At 59.6% G+C, this 19,136-nt stretch carries 17 protein-coding genes; 11 read left to right on the top strand and 6 right to left on the bottom strand.

The window, feature by feature from the left end:
* The first annotated feature begins 117 nt into the window (after positions 1 to 117).
* Positions 118 to 1,047, top strand: coding sequence for a ribosome small subunit-dependent GTPase A (rsgA, locus tag V7116_RS01665; protein ID WP_324389746.1), 930 nt, complete (start codon positions 118 to 120; stop codon positions 1,045 to 1,047).
* A complete protein-coding gene (locus tag V7116_RS01660) occupies positions 1,044 to 1,553 on the top strand; it encodes an RNHCP domain-containing protein (protein WP_324389744.1) in 510 nt (169 codons plus the stop codon). Before rsgA ends, V7116_RS01660 begins: the two co-directional genes overlap by 4 nt.
* 207 nt (positions 1,554 to 1,760) lie before the next feature.
* Here the strand turns inward: V7116_RS01660 and V7116_RS01655 are convergent, their stop codons facing one another.
* From V7116_RS01655 to V7116_RS01630, 6 genes are all read right to left on the bottom strand, one after another.
* Positions 1,761 to 2,588, bottom strand: a complete 828-nt coding sequence (locus V7116_RS01655) for an undecaprenyl-diphosphate phosphatase (protein ID WP_324389742.1) — start codon at positions 2,586 to 2,588, stop codon at positions 1,761 to 1,763.
* The gene (locus V7116_RS01650) at positions 2,588 to 3,337 is read right to left on the bottom strand and encodes an ABC transporter permease (protein ID WP_324389740.1); all 750 of its coding nucleotides are present in this window, start codon (positions 3,335 to 3,337) and stop codon (positions 2,588 to 2,590) included. The genes V7116_RS01655 and V7116_RS01650 overlap by 1 nt, the downstream gene beginning before the upstream one ends.
* A complete protein-coding gene (locus V7116_RS01645) occupies positions 3,330 to 4,253 on the bottom strand; it encodes an ABC transporter ATP-binding protein (protein WP_349258382.1) in 924 nt (307 codons plus the stop codon). Before V7116_RS01645 ends, V7116_RS01650 begins: the two co-directional genes overlap by 8 nt.
* 191 nt (positions 4,254 to 4,444) lie before the next feature.
* Positions 4,445 to 5,350: a sensor histidine kinase gene (locus V7116_RS01640; RefSeq protein WP_324389736.1), complete on the bottom strand. Its 906-nt coding sequence runs from the start codon at positions 5,348 to 5,350 to the stop codon at positions 4,445 to 4,447.
* Positions 5,347 to 6,048, bottom strand: a complete 702-nt coding sequence (locus tag V7116_RS01635) for a response regulator transcription factor (protein ID WP_349258381.1) — start codon at positions 6,046 to 6,048, stop codon at positions 5,347 to 5,349. The genes V7116_RS01640 and V7116_RS01635 overlap by 4 nt, the downstream gene beginning before the upstream one ends.
* A gap of 214 nt (positions 6,049 to 6,262) precedes the next feature.
* Entirely contained in the window at positions 6,263 to 8,386 is a 2,124-nt protein-coding gene (locus V7116_RS01630) for an alpha/beta hydrolase-fold protein (RefSeq protein WP_324389732.1), read from the bottom strand.
* A 527-nt stretch (positions 8,387 to 8,913) separates the two neighbouring features.
* Between V7116_RS01630 and V7116_RS01625 the strand changes: the two genes are divergently transcribed.
* From V7116_RS01625 to V7116_RS01585, 9 genes are all read left to right on the top strand, one after another.
* On the top strand, positions 8,914 to 10,077 hold the full coding sequence (locus V7116_RS01625; RefSeq protein ID WP_324389729.1) for a GAF domain-containing sensor histidine kinase: 1,164 nt from the start codon (positions 8,914 to 8,916) through the stop codon (positions 10,075 to 10,077).
* A 17-nt stretch (positions 10,078 to 10,094) separates the two neighbouring features.
* The gene (locus V7116_RS01620) at positions 10,095 to 10,748 is read left to right on the top strand and encodes a response regulator transcription factor (protein ID WP_324389728.1); all 654 of its coding nucleotides are present in this window, start codon (positions 10,095 to 10,097) and stop codon (positions 10,746 to 10,748) included.
* A 174-nt stretch (positions 10,749 to 10,922) separates the two neighbouring features.
* Positions 10,923 to 13,820: a molybdopterin-dependent oxidoreductase gene (locus V7116_RS01615; RefSeq protein WP_324389726.1), complete on the top strand. Its 2,898-nt coding sequence runs from the start codon at positions 10,923 to 10,925 to the stop codon at positions 13,818 to 13,820.
* An 8-nt stretch (positions 13,821 to 13,828) separates the two neighbouring features.
* Positions 13,829 to 14,458, top strand: coding sequence for a 4Fe-4S dicluster domain-containing protein (locus tag V7116_RS01610; RefSeq protein WP_324389724.1), 630 nt, complete (start codon positions 13,829 to 13,831; stop codon positions 14,456 to 14,458).
* Between the two features lie 12 nt (positions 14,459 to 14,470).
* Positions 14,471 to 15,607, top strand: coding sequence for an NrfD/PsrC family molybdoenzyme membrane anchor subunit (gene nrfD, locus V7116_RS01605; protein ID WP_324389722.1), 1,137 nt, complete (start codon positions 14,471 to 14,473; stop codon positions 15,605 to 15,607).
* A gap of 78 nt (positions 15,608 to 15,685) precedes the next feature.
* On the top strand, positions 15,686 to 16,408 hold the full coding sequence (locus tag V7116_RS01600) for a TorD/DmsD family molecular chaperone (RefSeq protein WP_324389720.1): 723 nt from the start codon (positions 15,686 to 15,688) through the stop codon (positions 16,406 to 16,408).
* A 17-nt stretch (positions 16,409 to 16,425) separates the two neighbouring features.
* On the top strand, positions 16,426 to 17,583 hold the full coding sequence (locus tag V7116_RS01595; protein WP_324389718.1) for a 4Fe-4S dicluster domain-containing protein: 1,158 nt from the start codon (positions 16,426 to 16,428) through the stop codon (positions 17,581 to 17,583).
* A 9-nt stretch (positions 17,584 to 17,592) separates the two neighbouring features.
* Positions 17,593 to 17,913, top strand: a complete 321-nt coding sequence (locus V7116_RS01590) for a hypothetical protein (protein WP_324389717.1) — start codon at positions 17,593 to 17,595, stop codon at positions 17,911 to 17,913.
* The gene (locus V7116_RS01585) at positions 17,914 to 18,897 is read left to right on the top strand and encodes an FMN-binding protein (RefSeq protein WP_324389715.1); all 984 of its coding nucleotides are present in this window, start codon (positions 17,914 to 17,916) and stop codon (positions 18,895 to 18,897) included.
* Positions 18,898 to 19,136: the final 239 nt, after the last annotated feature.

The following is a 19,136-nucleotide window of genomic DNA, read 5'->3' as shown; positions in this document are numbered from 1 at the left end:
GTATTGAAGCACACCGTCTGCGGATGCGTCCGTAGATGATCAGCGGCCAGAGACGCCCTTTCGCCAGCCACGGGATTCTTCCTGTGGCTGGCTTTTTCGTTTATAGGACATCCAACCATGTACGCTAACACCAACCGTGGCAATACCAACACTGGTGTAATCATCCGCAAGACCCGCAATCACTATCTCATCCAGACGGGGAGTGACTGCATCGAAGGCACACTCTCTACTCGGCTGAAAAACGAGGCCGACTTCGACTGTGTCGCTGTCGGGGACGTAGTGACCTGGAACGACGCGGCGCAAATCACGGAGGTGCTGCCGCGCCGTAACTGGCTTTCCCGTCGCGGTGCCGTGCCGATGCCGGGCGGGTACGCTCAGGAGCAGGTGCTGATCGCCAACGTCGATCAGATCGTCCCCGTCTTCGCCGCAGCAAACCCGCGCCCAGCCTGGAACTTGCTCGATCGCTTCCTGGTTTCCGCCGAATCATCCGAAATCCCCGCGTTGATCTGCCTGACGAAGATGGATCTTGTCGAGGGGGATCAACTGGCGGAGATCGAAGCCATCGCGTCCGAATACGCTGCTATCGGCTACGATGTTGTGCTCACCAGCACCGCCACCGGACGCGGCCTGGACGATCTGAAGTCCCGGTTGCAGGGGCGTCTGTCTGCTCTGGTCGGCAAATCGGGGGTTGGCAAGACTTCACTGCTCAATGCCGTGGAGCCTGGGCTGGGGCTGCGCGTTCAATCGACCAGCAAAGCAACGGGTAAAGGCCGCCACACCACGACCATGTCGGAGATCTTCACGCTGGCATCCGGTGGCGCGATTGCCGATACCCCCGGCATTCGTGAATTCGGTCTGTGGGACGTGGCCGAAGACGACCTGGCCTGGTTTTTCCCTGAGATGCGCCCCTTCCTGGGCCACTGTAAGTTCAATCTGGGCTGCCGCCATGACGAGGAGCCGGGGTGCGCCATCCGTAAGGCAGTCGTCGAGGGACAGATCAGCCCCTACCGGTACCAGAGCTATTTGAAGCTGAGGGACGAAGCATGACAACTTTCGCCACCCAACGCTTCTACACTCGACCGGGAAAAATCAACAACGCATCCGGCGACTTCGTGTGCGGTCACTGCGGAACCTTTGTTTCCGTCAACGTCGCTCTATCGGGCGTTGGCAACCGCAACCACTGCCCGTACTGTCTCTCGTCGCGCCACATGGACCAGTTTGAACCGGGGGATCGGCTCTCGGCCTGCAAAGCGCGTATGGAACCCATCGGGCTGACGTTTAAACGGACGGCCAAGAAGTACACGGGGCACCATCAGGGCGAGCTGATGCTGGTCCATCTGTGCGACGACTGCGGCAAAGTGTCGATCAATCGCATTGCAGCCGACGACAGTATCAAGGAGATCCTATCCGTTCTGGAGCGTTCAGCCGGATTGGCCGCTGACACGCGCGATCTGCTGGACAGGAACGGCGTCACGCTGCTGGATCCCGCCCAGGCCGATCTGGTTCACCAATGCCTGTTTGGAGTCAACTATGCCGGAGCGCCGCGGCGATAAGCTGCGGCCTCCCGGCCTCCGTTAACGCGGGGTATCTGACATTCGATAGTTATCGCTGCCAGCGAGATTGGGAGTCCAGATGGTTGCCGTAGAAGTATGTTCCACATATCCCCAGGCCAACAGCCTGGACCTGGAGATTTGAAGTTCGCTTGGGAGCAGGAACGGTGATTGGTCCGGCTTGTGTAGATTGAGTCGGTTGCCAGCCTTTTACGCGAGCAGAAAGTACAGGAAGACGATGCTCCCCAGCACGATCCGGTACCAGCCGAAGATTTTGAAGTCGTGCCGTTTGATGTAAATCATCAGGAACTTGATAGCGACGATGGACACAAAGAAGGCCGTTATGGTACCCGTGAGAAGGACCACAAGTTCCAGGCTGGTGAAATCGAACCCGAATTTGTACAGTTTAAGCGCGCTGGCCCCAAACATGGTGGGGATCGCCAGATAAAATGTGAATTCAGTCGCGGTGCTTCTGGACAGCCCCAACAGCAGCCCGCACAGGATGGTCGCGCCTGAACGGGATGTGCCGGGGAAGATGGCGGCGACGAGCTGCGCAAGGCCCAGGATGAGCGCCGTTTTATACGTGATGTCCGCGATGGCTGTTATCCGTGGGCTTTTACCCTGATTGGCGTTTTCGATTACGATAAACAGGACGCCGAACACGATGAGCGCCAGAGCGACGGTTTGATAGTTATAGAAAACTTCGTTCAGCTTTTCATCCAGAGTCAGCCCGTAGATGACCGCCGGAATGCAGGCCAGCGCGATCTTCACCCACATGATGAACGTATCCCGCTTGATCGAGAGTCCGCCCTTCAGGCTGAACGGCATGATCGAGTTCCAATAGAGGACAACAACCGCGAAAATGGCCCCGAGCTGGATCACCACGAGGAACATTTCTTTGAACGCGTCGCTCATGGTGAGCTGCAAAAACTCATCGACCAGAATCATGTGGCCCGTGCTGCTGATCGGAATCCACTCCGTGACGCCTTCGACGACGCCGAGCAGAATCGCTTTGAGCACTTCAATCAGGTTTTCCATTACTTGATGTCCTCCTGTTGGAAATAGACCACACTGGCAAGAAAGCCAAGTATGGAGACAAAGGCAACCAGACCTGCCGCGAGGGCATAGGAGTATCCCGTTTGCGCAATGCTGCCGTGCACCAGCAAGTATGAGGCCGTCCAGGGATATAGTGCGCCTAACGCCTCGTTTGTCAGCGCCGCATTGCCCATCGTGATCGACGTCGCGGCGATGATTGGGACCACAAGCCCTTTCGTCCACAGCGCTAAAAAGGCGAAAGGAGAAATGGTCAAAAAGAGCAGCACGCCCCCCAGCAGCATCTCGCCAAGATACCTGACGGCAACCGCTACGTCGAACTCTGCGATGCCAAATACCGCGTGATACGGCAGGGCAAAAACGAACATGCTCGCCCACGAAATGGCGGACAGCGCAGTAACCCACATGAGCAGCATAATGAACTTGCTGGCGATGAACGAATGCTTTGATACCGGAATCGTGAGGATGATCTTGAGCGTTCGCTCCGTGTGCTCGCGGCTGAACAGGTAGGCCGCAATAACCGTGCTGACGATCAACCCGACGAGCAGCATGGAATACAGCGAACAGCTGTGGTATAGACTCTCCAGCGTGATAGCGGTGGTGGGGTCCGAGTAATGGATTTTCACGGCATCCACGATCATCATCATGGGCGTTACCACGCCGCCTAAAAAGCTGATCAACAGCATTCTGGAACGTTTGAGTTTTAGCAGTTCGCAGTAAATGAGGCTAGCCAATGCCGCGTCCTCCTATAAGCCCGGAGAAATAATCTTCCAGTTTTTCCTCGCTCACGGTAATTTCCGTCACGCAGAGGTTGCTTTCGACAAAACACCGGTTGATCTCGCCGCGCCTATCGAGGTCGTCGTACAGCCTGATCGTCCTGTCGTCGCAGACGGTATAGTCCGTCGTTTTGAACTGGCGTTCCAGCAGCAGCGCCGCCGTGTTCACGTTCGAGACGGCAAATTCAACGTACTGCCTGTTCCGCTTATGCAGCTCGGCCATGTTTACTTCTTCAAGCAGACGGCCCTCGTGCATGACGCCGATGATGTCGGCTAACTGTTCAAGCTCGCTCAGTACGTGGCTTGAAATAAAGATCGTGGTGCCTTTTTCTTTGCGGAGCGCCAAAAAGAAGTTGCGGATTTCGTGGATGCCGATGGGATCGAGTCCGTTGATTGGCTCGTCCAAAATGAGGAGTTCGGGCTCGTGCATGATCGCCGCCGCGATCCCCAACCGCTGTTTCATCCCCAGCGAATAGTTGGAAAAGACCTTGTCGTTCTGATCGCTCAATCCAACGATGTCGAGCGCGCGATCGATGCTGTCTTTGCGGTGCTCTCCGCGCAGCCGCGCAAGGATTCGCAGGTTCTCCGGCCCGGTCAGGTTTTCATAGAATCCCGGCGTCTCGATGAGTGAGCCGATTCTTCGGTACGTTCTGGCCTGCTGTTTTTTGTGCTCCTGCCCGAACAGCAGAATGGTCCCTTTGGTGGGACGCACAAGGTTCAACACCATTCGCATGCTCGTTGTTTTGCCCGCGCCGTTGCGGCCCATCAGGCCATAAATCTTCCCTCGCGGCACGTGCAGATCTAAGCTACTGACTCCGATCTGCTCGCCAAACCGTTTCGTCAGCCCCACCGTTTCGATGACGTACTCACTCATGCCCGCGCGCCTCCTGTCTGAACGTTACTGTACCGGCAAAAGCTGACAGGGGCCTTGCCCAAATCTTACTTTTTCCTTGCGTGGCGCATCGCCCTGCCGGGGGATCTAGCGGCGGCATACAGTTGGGATGGGTGAGCAGGGCGATTCCGATCATGGTTGGCCGGGCAGCGGAGCGTGCCAGGAGGATGGGGTCACTTCGGGCGAGGAAACACGATCGAAAAGACCGTGTCTTGCTGCGGCGCACTGGTCGCGGAAATTTCGCCATGCATTGCGGTCACCAGTCCTTTGGTGATGGCAAGTCCAAGTCCACTTCCTTTGTCTGAGCGCGCGGTGTCGCACTTGTAGAGACGTTCGAAGATATATGGCAGTTGGTCAGGTGGAATCGCGCGGCCATCGTTGGCGACTTGAACCGCTGCCGTACCGGGATGGCCGGTGATCGTGATGGTTAGATGCGAGCAGTTCCCATGTTGGACCGCATTTTGGATGAGATTGTCCACGATGCGTTTATAAGCCCACCGATCAACAGATAGAAGTAAATCGTCATCGCCTATCATCGCCGAAAGTGAAATGTGCGATTGTTCGAGCCTGGGCAGCCATTCGATCAGAATCTCCCGCGTGAATTCATTGAGTTCTACCGTCTCGAACTTGAACTGCTGCTCGTGGGAATTGAGCTTGAACCACTCGAACAGCCTGTCGATATAAGCCTTCAAATCAGTGGCTTTTCGGTACGCGACGGCGATGTATTCTTTTTCTTCGCCAGGATCGGACAGCCCACTGCTCAGCGCTTCCAGATAACCCAACAGGGATGCGAGCGGCGTACGCACATCGTGCGACAGGCTGGTTAGGAGCGATTTGTTGGCTTCGTCTGTTTTTTTGAGCCGTTCGATTTGACTCTGTCTCACTTCGATGATGGCGTTCAATTCATAGCCAATATCGGCCATGACCCCGTGGCTTTTGGAGAATATCTTCTCTCGATCGCCATGCCGGATGCTTCGCAAAACGTCAAGCCGTGCTTTCTCCTGCTGCCGGATGCGCCTGATATATAGAAACTGCCCGATGCACAGCAACAGCAGGATTGCGATAACGGCTCCGGTCATGCTGAATCGCCGCCAAACTTATACCCCACGCCCCACACGGTCAGGATATAGACCGGTTTGTCTGGGTCAGGCTCGATTTTCTTCCGCAAGCGCCTGATATGCACCATGATATTGTTGTCATCGAAGGCATAATCGTCTTTCCATACGGCGCGGTAGATCTGTTTCTTTGTAAACACCTTGCCCTTGTTTTGAGCCAGAAAGTACAGGAGATCGAATTCCTTGGCCGTCAGGTCGATCGCGGTGTGCTGCAAGCAGACCTCGTGGCGTGCGGGATCGATGTGCAGCGCTCCGATGTCGAGGACGCGCTTCTCGTCGTGATCGCTTGTGTTGAACACAGTGTATCGCCGCAAAAGGGACGCGACACGCGCCATGAACTCGTTATTGCTGAACGGCTTGGTGAGGTAATCGTCCGCGCCCATGCGCAGCCCGGACACTTTGTCCACTTCGCTGTCTTTTGCCGTCAGCATCAAGACGGGAACCGTGCTGTCCTTCCTGATAGTCGCCAGCACGTCGAAGCCGTTTTGCTGCGGCAGCATCACGTCCAGAACGACAAGCTGGTAGACGTTCTCACTGGCTTCTCTCAGCCCGGATACTCCATCAAAGCGCACCGTGACGGAATAGCCCTCTGAGTGCAGATGTTTCTTCAACAAGGCGCATAGATCCCTGTCGTCGTCGATCATGAGTATCCTGCTGCTCATTTGGTGATCTAATTCCTTTGGCTTTCGAGTGCCGACCGCTCGGCAAGTTCGCTGTGCGCTCGCTGCGATCCGGCGCTATTGTAATCGGTAAGCTGAACTATTCCATTTACGTCGTCGGCTGCGTCCGGGTGTCGGTCACAGCACAAGCAAAACGCCGGTGACCTGTTCGGGCCACCGGCGCTGTTCGCTGCCTGATCTGTCAGTCGCGGTTTGATTATTCCGCTGGCATCGTCGTTACGAAGACGTCGCTGCCGCCTGCCGGGGTGATGTCACCAATCTGGCCCATCGTCAGGCCGGTGATCGCCACGGTGTCGCCCTGCGCGGCGAGATACAGGTTTTCTTCGGCCCACTCGTCCGCGCCGTCGTCTTCTGCCGTGCCGAGTTGGCGGATGCCCAACAGTTCGCCGTCGGGCGAGTACGTGAGCAGCACGACGTCGAAGCGCCCGACGCTGCCCGCGAGGTTGCCGTCCGTATAGCCCGCGATGATCCAGTTGCTTGCGCCGTCCAGCTTGACATCCGCACCCTTGTCGTTGAGAGGCGTGCCCTGCTGATCCGCCCAGACCATCGTCCCGGCGGCGTCGAACTGCGCAACGAGCAGGTCTTTGTCGCCAGCCAGCGTCCCGGCAAAGTCGCCCGCGACGAAGCCCGTCAGCGTGATCAGACTGTCACTGGCCGCAAGCCCGGTCGCCTCGTCCCATCCGGCTGTGCCGAACTGCTGCAGCCACTGCTGTTTCCCCGCCGCATCGTAGACCGCCAGGAACGCATCGATCTCACCCAGCGCGCCCGCCAGATCGCTGGACGTCATCCCCGCGACCGCAACGCTGCCATCCGCCAGCGCCGCAATCGCCAGACCCTTATCCTCACCGGAGCCGCCGAACTGCGTCACCCATTCGAGCGCGCCGTCTGCGCTGATGCGTGCCACGTAGACATCTTTGTCACCCGCAGCCGCTTCACCGACCAGACCTTTGGTGTAGCCGGTAACGTAGATCGCGTCGTCCGGTGCAACCGCCAGCCCATAGCCGCGGTCGGCAGCCCCTGCGTCACCGAACTGCACCGTCCACAGCACCGATCCATCCGGCGCGAGCTTGATCAGGAAGGCGTCATCGCCCTCGATGGCCGCGTGCTTGCCGTCCAGGTCTCCGGCGGTGTAGCCGACGACCAGCACGTTGTCCTGCGAATCGACCGCGACGCCGTAGGGCCGGTCCGTCATGCCGGTGCCGAGCTGCTGAGTCCAAAGCGCCTGCCCGTTGGCGTCACGCTTCGTTACCACAGCGTCCATTTCGCCGAGGTGCGGCTGGCCTTCGATCGAGCCTACCGCGCCGAGCGCGTTGATCGTCGCGCCCTGGCTGTCGATCGCCACACCGCCCGCAAAATCCATTTCCCTGGTGCCGGTGCTCGTGCCGTCCAGCGGCGTGCCCGCGCTGGCCTGGTCCGGCGACGTGGCGAGATAGTTGGCGAGGTAGGTCATGCCTTCCTCGAAGCCGCGACGCCACACGTCCCAATCGTGACCGCCATCGTACACGCGAAACTCCGCGGCGATGTCGCCAACTCGTGCGAGACGGTTGAACAGGAAGTGCGCTTCGATGTCCAGGTCGTGCAGCCGCTCGTCAAAGTTATCCGTCTTCCATTCGTCGTCACCTACCGCGATAAAGGTGTAGAGCGGCTGGCCGGGGTGCGCGAAGGTTTCGAGCAGGGTGGGGTAGTTGAGCGATTCATAGATCGCCTCATCAAACAGGACGTCGCCGCTGCCGAACGCGCCAAATTCGCGCGCGCTCGAGTCGGTGGGCGGGATCGGTGAATAAACCGCCGGGCTGAGGATCAGCGCGCCCATGAACATGTCCGGGTGCGCCAACGCATAACGCATTGCGCCGTAGCCGCCCATCGAATACCCGCCGACGATCCGGCTTTCAGGCGCGGCCAGGGTGCGGTAGGTTTCGTCGATGTAAGGGATCAGGTCCGCGAAGAAGGCCGTTTCCAGCGCTTCGCCACCCTCATAGGCGGAATCGACAAAATAACCCGCCGCGCTGAGCGACGGCATATCCGGCATGATCGCGATCAGCGGGGGCAGAGTGCCGTCAGCGATCATCGTGTCGAGCATGTCCTGCACGTTCAGCCATGCGTCTTTAGTGTCGCCGCGCCCGTGCAGCAGGTAGATCGTGGGATAACGTGTTTCCGTGCCATCGTAGCCTGCCGGGAGGTAGATGTTTACGTCGTAGGACCGCCCCAGCGTGGCGGAATCGAAGCTGTCCGCGACGATGGTGCCGCCGCCCTGCCCGTAGGCTGTGAGGGGAAAGCTCAGCAGCATCACAATAATCACACTCCAAAACAACTTTTTCATCAGAATGTGCCTCCATAACGATAGTTCTGCTGCCGACGGGATCACCCGGTCGACATGCGGCGGAAACGCTATTCGTTCGCCGCTGAAAAGTAATGGGAACGTTCCCCACACTTGACCAATGTTATGTCTGGTGGCGATGTCTTTCAGCTTACATGACTCGCCAACCGTCAAACCCTGGCGTGGTGCTGCCCTGTGGCGTCGGTTGTCGCATCGCTGCGACTTACGGGGAACGTTCCCATTTACTCTAGTATATTTCCGAGGAGATGTCAATCGAGATGAGTTCTAGCGTGCACGTAAAGGGCCGAAGCTCGAAAATCTGCTTGCGCCAGACGCCGGTACGCGTGCCGCATCCGGTCGTTTTTTGAAGCTGTGGTAGGCAGTCGCATCCACTGTCCGATTTTTCCCCGACAGCGCCCCGACAAAGACAGTGCGGATTCATTGACAATAATCACTATGAGGGTGTAACGCGAAGGATATACTTAATGTAATTGGAAGCACCTCATTGTTTTCATCTGACACTGACTCTCATGCCAGCCACACAGCCGCTTCACGCCCTCAAAGAATTATCAAACATCATCGCTTTTGGTGCGTCTCTGGAAGACGTGTTCAATACCGCGCTGGAGCAAATGATCACGTTTATGGGGGCGGATGCGGGCAGCATCCAGCTTCTGTGCGAAAGCGGCGTGCTTCATACCGTGGCGGTCTACGGTGACATCGGCAGGCGGCTTTTCGAAGCGCGCACGCAGTTCACCGTGGATGAGAGTGGATTGCACGAGGTTCTGGAATCGGATCACGCGCACGTCATCCATAACCTGACCAGCAGCCTGTCGCTCGCGGAGGGGCTGTCTGCTCTGCTGCGCCAGGAAAACCTGACCACGGCGGTATTTATCGCCCTCAAAATGAAAGGGCGCAGCATCGGCACGCTGAGCGTTGCATTTCAGCGGGAACCGAAAATTTCCAGCTCCCGCCTTGCCTGGTTCGAGGCGATGACGAACCTCATCAGCATCAGCCTGTATAACGTGCAGCTTTTGACCGATCTCAACGCCAAGCAGACCGAACTCCAGCGCGCCTGGCAGGCGGTGACCGATGCGCAGGAAATGGAACGCAGCCGCCTGTCGCGGGAACTGCACGATGACGTCGGGCAGGCGCTGACCTCACTCACGCTGCGCTTGAAAGCTCTGCAATCCGAAACGGACATTGAGGTCATCGGGGACCGGATCAATGGCCTGCGCTATCTGACGGGGCAGACCATCGAGGAAGTCCGGCGTATCTCGATGGATTTGCGTCCGGTGGTGTTTGACGAGCTGGGTTTGATTCCGGCGATCCGGTCGTATGTCAGGGAATGCTCGACCTGGGGAAAGCTCGATATCTCGTTCGAAACCTCCGGCGATATCACCCCGCTGCGCCCAGACCTGGAAATCGCGTGTTACCGGGCGATTCAGGAAGGGCTGACCAACATTATCCGGCACGCCCGTGCTACGCGCGCCAGTGTCGATCTGGCTTATCATGCCGAATCGGTCATGCTGACAATCTACGACAACGGGGTAGGGATGTCAGCCTCGCAGGAGTCGAAGGGCGTCGGGCTGCTCGGGATGCAAGAGCGCGTGCGTCTGGTGGGCGGCACCGTTACGCTGCACAGCGAGCCGGATCGCGGCGTGACACTCTCCATCACCTTTCCCAGGACACTATAGATACGGAGATTCTGCCGATGAATGCCCCTATCAGCATCCTACTCGTTGACGATCACACCCTGGTGCGCAGCGGGCTGCAATTGCTTCTGGAAAAAGAGGCGGATATCGACGTGATTGGCGAAGCCGCCAACGCGACGGACGCGATCCGGCTGACGGACGAGTTGTGCCCGGATGTCGTGTTGATGGACATCTCGCTGCCCGAAACAGACGGCATTGCCGCGACGAGCCAGATCTTCCACCAGTGCCCACACGCGCACGTGATCGCGCTGACCATGCACTCTGAGGACGAATACCTCATGGAGTTTTTGGAAGCGGGCGGTGTGGGCTATGTCCGTAAATCGGCGGTGGATCGTGACCTTATTCGCGCGATCCATGCGGTTATGAACGGCGAAATCTTCCTTCAGCCCGAAGGCGTCCAGTTGATGGCCCGCCGCCATCATGCGCCCCATTATCAGACGGCGGCGCAAAATCCCGGCCCCGACATCCTTTCGGAACGCGAGCGGCAGGTGCTGGAATTCATCGCAAAGGGCTTCACATGCCGCGAGATCGCGGAACGGCTCTCGCTGTCCACACGCACCGTGGAAACCTACCGCGAGCGCATCACCGAGAAGCTCAACCTCAGCCACCGCTCGGAGCTGGTTGAATATGCGCTGCGCCATCACCTGCTCTAGACACTTCTGTCCGTAGAATTCCCCTACAAGCGGGTCGCGGTTTTTCGAGCAAAAAAACCGTGATCCCCGCCGACAGACAACTCTTTCCCTGCCACCTAGAATAAAGCATGAGACGGTGAGCGATCCGGCTCTGCCGGTATGTTGTGCTCGAAAATGCCCGATACGAGGTGTGAGATGGCTCAAGCCCAACGAGCGCGTCTGGTTATCGCAGTCCAGCGATCCTGGCTGCGCGAAACCCTGCACTATCTGCTGTCTGACCTGAGCGCTGAAATCGTCAGCGTGCAAACGCTGGACGACCTGCTCGATGCCATCCGGCAGCCAACCACAGCCGTTATCGTGGACATTTTCGGCTACCAGCAACCCTACGCTGCCGTCTTGGATGCGCTGCGACTCAATGCGCCCGCGGTCCCCATCGCGGCCCTGCTTTCGACCGGCACGATCGAATACCGGGACGCCGTGGTTCACGGGGGAGCGAACGCCGTCATTGTCATGGAGAATGCCTATGAAGAACTTATTCCCCGCATAGTCCAGCTTCTCAGGGGAAAACGCTGCAACACTTATATTTCCCGCCTCCTAGAGAAACAGAAAAACATCATTCAACTCAAAGCAAAGGAAGTGCAACTGATGGACGATGTCAAAGATGTCCATGAGCAGTCTGGACTGTCACGCCGCACCTTCTTGAAAGGGACCGCGGCGGCAGGCGTGTCCACTGCGGTGCTGGCATCCTCATCCGGCAGCATCGTGCAGGCGCTGGCGGAAGGCGTTGAACAGCGATCGCTGGCCGCCGAGGCCGAAGAACAGATTTTTAACGGCGTGTGTCGTCCCAACTGCTGGGAAAGCTGCCGTCTGCATGCGCATGTGCGGAATGGTCGCGTGGTCAAGGTCTCGATGGCCCCGATGGCCGATCCCCGTTACAACCGCATCTGTCTGCGCGGCATGACGCACATTCAGCGCATGTACCACCCCGACCGGCTCAAGTACCCCATGAAGCGCGCGGGTGAGCGCGGCGAAGACAAGTGGGAACAGATCTCGTGGGACGAAGCGATCTCGATGATCGTGGATCGTTTCACCGGGATTCGTGAGGAATACGGTGATTCGGCACTCGCATTCCTACCCATCTCTGGCAACTATGGCGCGGTGCACGGCAGCGGCGGTATCGCTGTCAAGATGCAGAACGCTCTCGGCGCGACCGCCATCGACCCGTGCGTAGACCTCGCTTTCCCCGTCGGTATCGATCGGGTGATCGGCGGATACCCGTTCATGCACAGCAACGAACCGGCGGACATGGCGAATTCGCGCACGATCATCGTGTGGGGTTCGAATATTGCGGAAAGCCAGATTCATAACTGGCACTTCGTTGCGGATGCGCTCGAAAAGGGTGCCAAGTTGGTGGTCATCGATCCGATGTTCACCTCGACGGCGGCCAAGGCGGACATCTTCGTCCCGATCCGGCCCGCGTCGGATGTGGCGCTGGCGCTGTCGATGATGCAGGTCATCATCGAGGAAGACCTGACCGACAAACCCTTCCTGCGCGATCACACCGTCTCTCCGTTCCTGGTTCGCGCCGATACCAAGCGCTTCCTGCGCCAGAGCGACATCACAGGCGAGGCAGTCGAAGAAGGCGAAGAAGATCCGTTCATCGTGTGGGACGCCGACGCTGACGAAGCGGGCGTGCTGGCTGAAGTGGCGAATCCCGCCCTGGAAGGCACGTTCGAGGTCGAGGGGATCAGCGTGACCACGGCGTTCAGCCTGCTCAAAGAACTCACCGACCAGTACGTGCCGGAAGAAGCGGCCAAACTGACCGACGTGCGCCCCGAGCAGATCCGCGAGATCGCGCGGCTGTATGCGACCAATACCCCGTCGATGCTTTATCCCGGCTTTGGCCCCGATCACTACGACAACGGCCAGTTCCACGGGCACGCGCTGGCGACGCTGGCCGGACTGACCGGCAACATCGGCAAGCCCGGCGCGGGCGCGGGTATGTTCATTGGCGGCGCAGCGGTGAATTACGCGGGCATTATGTTCCCGCCCGATTTCCATGCCGGTCCCAGTGTGCCGATCCTCAAGCTGCGCTCGGTGATCGAAACCGGCGAATACAACGGCCAGCCGTACCCGCTCAAGGCGCTTTACGTCCACTGCGCGAATCCGCTGAGCAATACCGCCGACCAGCGCGAATGGCTCGATCACATTCTGCCGGGCTTTGACTTCATCGTCGTGGCCGACACTGTGATGACCGACTCCGCGCGGTATGCGGATCTCGTCCTGCCCGTCGCGCACTGGTTCGAGGTCAACGAGGTCGTGACGCAGGGGAATCATCCCATTGCCATGATCCAGGAAAAAGCCGTCGAGCCTGCCTATGAGGCCAAGTCGGACGTGGACATCATGAACCTGATCGCGCCGGGCCTCGGCGTGGGCGATTCCTTCACGATGACCGACGCGGAACTGATCGACGTCGTGCTGGATTCGGACGCGCTGCGGGCGTTCGACATCACGCCGGAAACACTGCGCGAGCAGAAGTCGATCCGCTTCATGGCCGATCCGTTCATCTACGGCGAAGGCGGCGTCGTGCCCACGGCGACCGGACGGGTGCAGTTCTACGTGGAAGATCCCAAACCGCGCCTCGATTACGGCCAGGACTTCGACCCGGGCGCCGAGCGTCTGCCGTACTTCCGGCCCCCGGCGGAAGCGTGGCCCGAAAATCCGCTCTACGAGAAGTACCCGCTGGTGGCAACCCAGGAACACACGCGCTGGCGCGTGCATACCCAGTTCTTCAACATCCCCTGGCTGCGCGAGCTGGATCCGGAGCCGGTCATCAAACTCTCGCCCGAAGATGCGGACGCGCGCGGCATCGAAACCGGCGACTACGTGGAAGCCTACAACGACCGCGGCCATGTCGTCCTGAAGGCCATCGTCAGCAGTGGGATGCGCCCCGGCCTGGTCAACATCCCCAAAGGCTGGCAGCGCAACCAGTTCCGCGAAGGTGGGTACCAGGAGCTGACGAAGAGCTATCTCAATCCTGTCACCATCAACCAATCTTTCTTCGATGTCCTGGTCGAAGTGCGTAAGGTCTAGGGGGCTTCATGGCTAAGAAACATCTTGTGATGGTCATCGACCTCAAGCGCTGCATCGGCTGCAATACCTGCGCCATGGCGTGCAAGGTCGAAAACAACGTGCCGGACGGCATCTGGTGGAACCGTGTGCTGACCGTCGGCGGCGAATCGATGGATACGCCCGACGGCACGTATCCGAACCTGCAAATGCAGTATCTGACGATGGCCTGCCAGCACTGCGAAAATCCGGCCTGCGTCAAGGTCTGCCCGGTGGGTGCGACCTATAAGCGGGAAGAAGACGGCATCGTCGTGCAGGACTACGATCGCTGCATCGGCTGCCGCTACTGCATGGTGGCCTGCCCCTATACCGGCGTGCGCCAGTTCAACTGGCAGGAACCGGCTTACCAGCTTGACTTTGCCGTGGGCGATGCCGCTGTGCCAGCGCACCAAACCGATACGGTGGAAAAGTGTACGTTCTGCTTCCACCGGCTGGGGCAGGGGCTGCTGCCTGCCTGCATCGAGCAGTGCCCGGCGCGCGCGCGTCACTTCGGTGATCTGAAGGACCCGGACAGCGACGTCTCCATGGTGCTGCGCTCGCGTTCGCACTTCCAGCTTCTGGCCGAAAAGGGCACCAAGCCCTCGGTCTACTTCCTGACGTAAAGGGGTTAAACCATGACTGCCATCACGCAATCGAAAAAGAGCGCGAATGGGACGATCTGGCTGGTCGTCGTGAGCCTGCTGGCACTGGTCGGCGTTGGCGCGTGGGTGTACCAGATCGTCGAGGGGATCGGCGTCACGAATCTGTCAAATCTGGAAACGTGGGGACTGTACGTCGCAGGCTTCATCTTCTTCATGGGCCTCAGCGGCGGGGCGCTGGTGTTGGCCGCGCTGCCGGTGATCCTCGATCTGCCCAAGTTCCGCCCCTACGCCAAGATCGCGGCATTCGTCAGCCTGTCGGCGCTGATTGCCGGAGGGCTGTTCATTCTGATCGACATCGGCAAGCCGATGCGGCTGTGGCATCTGGTCACCTACGGGCGGCTTGGCTCGCCGCTGCTGTGGGACCTGCTGCTGACGATCGCCTACCTGATCATCTCGACCGTGTATCTGAGCCGCCTGCTGCAGTCCGAGCGCAAGGGCGGCAAGTCGCCTAAAGCGCTGGCCTACGTCGCGCTGGCCGCCGGGCTGGCGGACGGTATGACGGCGCTGGTGTTTGCGACGCAGGTCGCGCACGATTACTGGTTCTCGGCTATTCAGCCGATGTCGTTCGAAGTGAGCGCTGTCGCTTCGGCGGGTGCGGTGCTGCTGCTCCTGGTCGCGGTCCTGGGCCGCACCGGCTACCTGAAGCCCGATCTCGCTGCCTTTAAGCCGGTAGCGGTTGGCACGGCGGGCTTGCTGGGCCTCAATCTACTACTGGTCGTGAGCGAAATCGTCACGGAAACCTTTGGCCGTTCGGAAAATGGCGTCGCGCTGGCGGAAGACATGATCGGCTCGCCGCTGTTCTGGATCGAAATCGTGGCGTTCGTCCTGGCGATCACGCTTTACGTGCTGCCTCAGGTGCAGTTCAGCGGCGTTGTGGCAGCGTCCGCGCTGACCCTGATCGGTTTGGCGGCCAAGCGTCTGCTGTTCGTGCGTATGGGCTTTTCTGAGCCGAACCTCACCTACGCGGGTGTGGACATTGGCTCGTCGTCCTACGCGCCGCAGATCGTGGAGTTGGCCCTGAGCCTGGGGCTGGTGGGGCTGTTCGTGCTGCTGCTGACGCTGGGCTTCCGCTCGCTGCCGCTCAAACTGGCGAGTAAAGCCTCCAAGTAAAGAATCCACCCTTTTAGCATACGAGCCGCGGAGCAGGCGCGCTGATATCCGGCGTGCCTGCTTCCGGGGAGGACTGACATGATGACTCTTGCAGACGACGCGGCGACTGCCGCTTTTTCCAAACTGGCCGAACTCGCGCAGCATCGCAGCGATCTTTACCGCCTGCTGGCGATCGGTTTTTCCAACCCCACCAGCGATCTCATTTTTGACTTGCAGATTGGTACGTTGGTCGAAGATCTCCGGCAAAGCCTGAGCGCGCTGGCCCTGAGTGAAGCGCAGTACACAGCCTCGCTGAACGGCTTGGTCGAACTGTCGTCGCGGTGCCGTGACGATGATCCGGCGGCGGTGTTGAGCCAACTGCGGGTGGAGTATATGCGCCTGTTCAATAATCCGCGCGTGCCGTTGATCCCGATCTACGAGACGCTGTACCGCGAAGAAGCGACCGCGACCAGCCAGCCGCTGCTCATCGCCAGCCCCACTGCGATGGTCGTGGACCGCTGCTATCGGGATGCCGGGCTGCACATGGTCTCGAAAAATTCCCCCGACCATCTGACGATCGAGCTGGAATTTCTGGTGTACCTGTGTGGCAAGGAATCGGAAGCCTGGGACGCCGGAAATAACGCCATGGCGAAAAAGTGGCGCCGAACAGAGCAGACATTCCTCGACGAGCACCTGGGCACCTGGGGCGTCACGTTGTTCTGCCGCGTGCAGGAACTTACCGAGGAGCGGTTCTATCGCTGTTTCGCCGCGCTTGCCGCGACATTCTTGCGCCTGGAAACGGGCGCATATCAGCCCCGGTAGCCGGAAGGGAGGAGGTCATGGCCGCGTTTCCGTTCGTCACACGTCCGACGGAGCTGCACCTTCAGCACTGTTTGAACGCCCGGCACAGCAGCGCCGGGTGCGATTTATGCAGCACGCTTTGTCCCGCGCAGGCCGTGACCCTGAGCGGGAACAGTGTATCCCTGGATCTCGATCGGTGCGTGGGGTGCGGCCTGTGCCTGCATATCTGCCCGGCGGAAGTCTTCGAGGCGCCCTACTGGAGCGAGCGTACTCCGGTTGCGAACATTGCCGAGCTGAACGATGTGGTCGATCTGTTCTGCGCGCACCATCCACGCCCGGAGACGGGGCGGCCCGATGTGGGCAGCCTGCAAATTCCGACCTGTCTTGCGGCAATGTCGCCCGGCTCGTGGTTCGAGATGGGCCTGGACCGGGCCGTATGTGCGCGATTGGATGCGTGCGCAGATTGTCCGCTGGCAGGCGTTTCGGGCGAGATTCGGTCCGCGACGGATGTTGCCAACGACTGGCTGCGCGATTCCGGGCACGATGCGTGTATCACCTGCCTCGTGATGTCCGCCGATGCCGGAGCGGAGGTGCAGCGCCCCGTGCTTAGCGGCGAACATCGCCGCGTGTCGCGCCGGGGCTTTTTTAAGATGCTGTTTGCCAGCGAACGATCTCGTGCTGGTCGCGCACAGAACGTATTTGATATCCCCTGGACAGGGCAGGAATCTCCAAAGAAAACGCCACGCTTGCCCGCATGGATGGCACACGCCGCCTCTGTGTTTGCCAGTCGCGCCCAGGCAGCGCCCGAAGCGCCCGTTACGGCGTGGCCGTCGATTACAGTCGGCGCGGACTGCGTGACCTGTGACGCCTGTACGGATTACTGCCCCACGGGCGCGTTGGAGGTTTGCGTCGAGGCGGACCGGTATACGATCGCGTTCCGGCCCGGCCAATGCGTGGACTGCCGCATCTGCTGGGCGAGCTGCCCGGTCGGTACGATCACGCGTTCCCAGGCGTCCACTGCGTCACCCTTCGAGCGCCAGCCGATCATGCAGCGCCCAATCGCATCGTGCGCGCAGTGTGGCCGCCCCGCGGCGGAGGGAACCATCTGCTATTGGTGCGGCGAGGAGCCGCCGTTGGCTGTCGTGATGACCGACGCGCGCCGCTGGCTGCTCTCGTCGTCTATTGCATGCCGTTAATTGAACCCGATGACTTTGACTGCTGGCTCCACCGTTGAAACGCCTCATGCTCGCTATCTGCGCCGCCGCCGCCGCGAACAGTGGCAGGCGGCTGCGGTTTTGGTTCTGGTTGCGGCTGCGTGGTGTGTGGGCTATCTGCGCACCGGCTCTAACGTCACCGCGCTCGTCAAAAATGTACTGCCCGGCACCCAGCGTGTGAGCGATCAAAATGGCGTGTATGTGGCGTATGGCAATGACAGCGAAACGCCATTGGGTTACGCGGCGGTGGGGGAGGCTGCTGGTTATGGCGGCCCGGTCTCGATGCTCGTGGGCGTCGATCCCGGCGGGTAGGTGGTCGGCGTTCAGGTGATCGAACAGCACGAAACGCCGGGCTTTTTCGACTGGCTGCGCGAAGACGGATACTTCAACCGCTTCCTCGGTTACACCGGTTCCGAGCCGCTCCAGCTTGGCCGTGACGTCGATGCGGTCACTGGCGCGACGCTGAGTTCCGAAGCCGTTGCGCTCGCCATCGAGCGGGCCGTCAACACGCTTCACTCGACTCAGATTACCGGCTCGACCGGGATCGTGTTCGGCTGGCCGGAGGTGACGTTGATCGCGCTGTTTGCCAGCGGCTTTTTCACCTCGCGCAGCCGGAACAGCAAGGCTAAGCGCTGGATCCGGCTGGGGATGCTTGGCGTAGGCGTTGTTATGCTGGGCTTCATACTCAACAAGCCCCTGACGCTGGCGCACTTTACGGCGTTTTTGTCCGGCTACTGGCCCGACTGGCATACACACCTGTACTGGTATTTGCTGTTCGGCGGGGTGGTGCTGGCTACATTTGCGCGTGGCAGAAATCCGTATTGTTCCTGGTTCTGCCCATTTGGGGGCGTGCAGGAATGCCTGGGCGCGATTGGCGGGGCGCAGATCTACCGGCCCCAGCCGTTTTATCCGCGCTTTAAACAGCTTCAGCGCGGGCTGGCGCTGGCGGCGATCCTGCTGGGGTTGGCGCTGCGACAGCCCGCCGCGACCAGTTACGAACCGTTCGGGACGCTGTTTGCCATGACCGGGGGGTTCTTCCCCTGGATGTTCCTGGTTTTGATCCTGTTCTCGTCGCTCATCATCCGGCGTCCGTTCTGCACGTACCTGTGCCCGATCGATCCGGTGATCGAGTTTATTGGCCGCATACGAGGGTGGACCCTGACACGATGGACAAAAAAACAACGCCAGAAAAAGCCAGCCGATCCCAGTCTTCCTGACTCTGCTGGTGGTGGCCTGCGTGGTGCTGATCATGCTCAACGTCTCTGCTGCGCTTCAGGAAGGCGGGCTGCGCGCTGACTCATCCGGCCAGGATATTTACACGTTGGAACCGAATACTGCACAATGACCGCTCTGCGGATCACACAGGATCCCGCATTGCTGCACCGGGGTATGACGATGCTCCCAGACGCGTGGACATCCCTGGCTCGTTCTACCCGGTGAGGTGTGTTACTCATCGCGCCTGGAGCTGCAAGTGTTCCAAAGATATAAGTATAAATAATGGTCTGACCCTTATAGATCGAGAAAGAATATGATTT

This window comes from Aggregatilinea sp. (assembly GCF_036822615.1).
Taxonomy (GTDB): domain Bacteria; phylum Chloroflexota; class Anaerolineae; order Aggregatilineales; family Aggregatilineaceae; genus Aggregatilinea.
The sequence above is the reverse complement of the archived record's forward strand: the minus strand, read 5'-3'. Positions and strand labels throughout refer to the sequence as shown.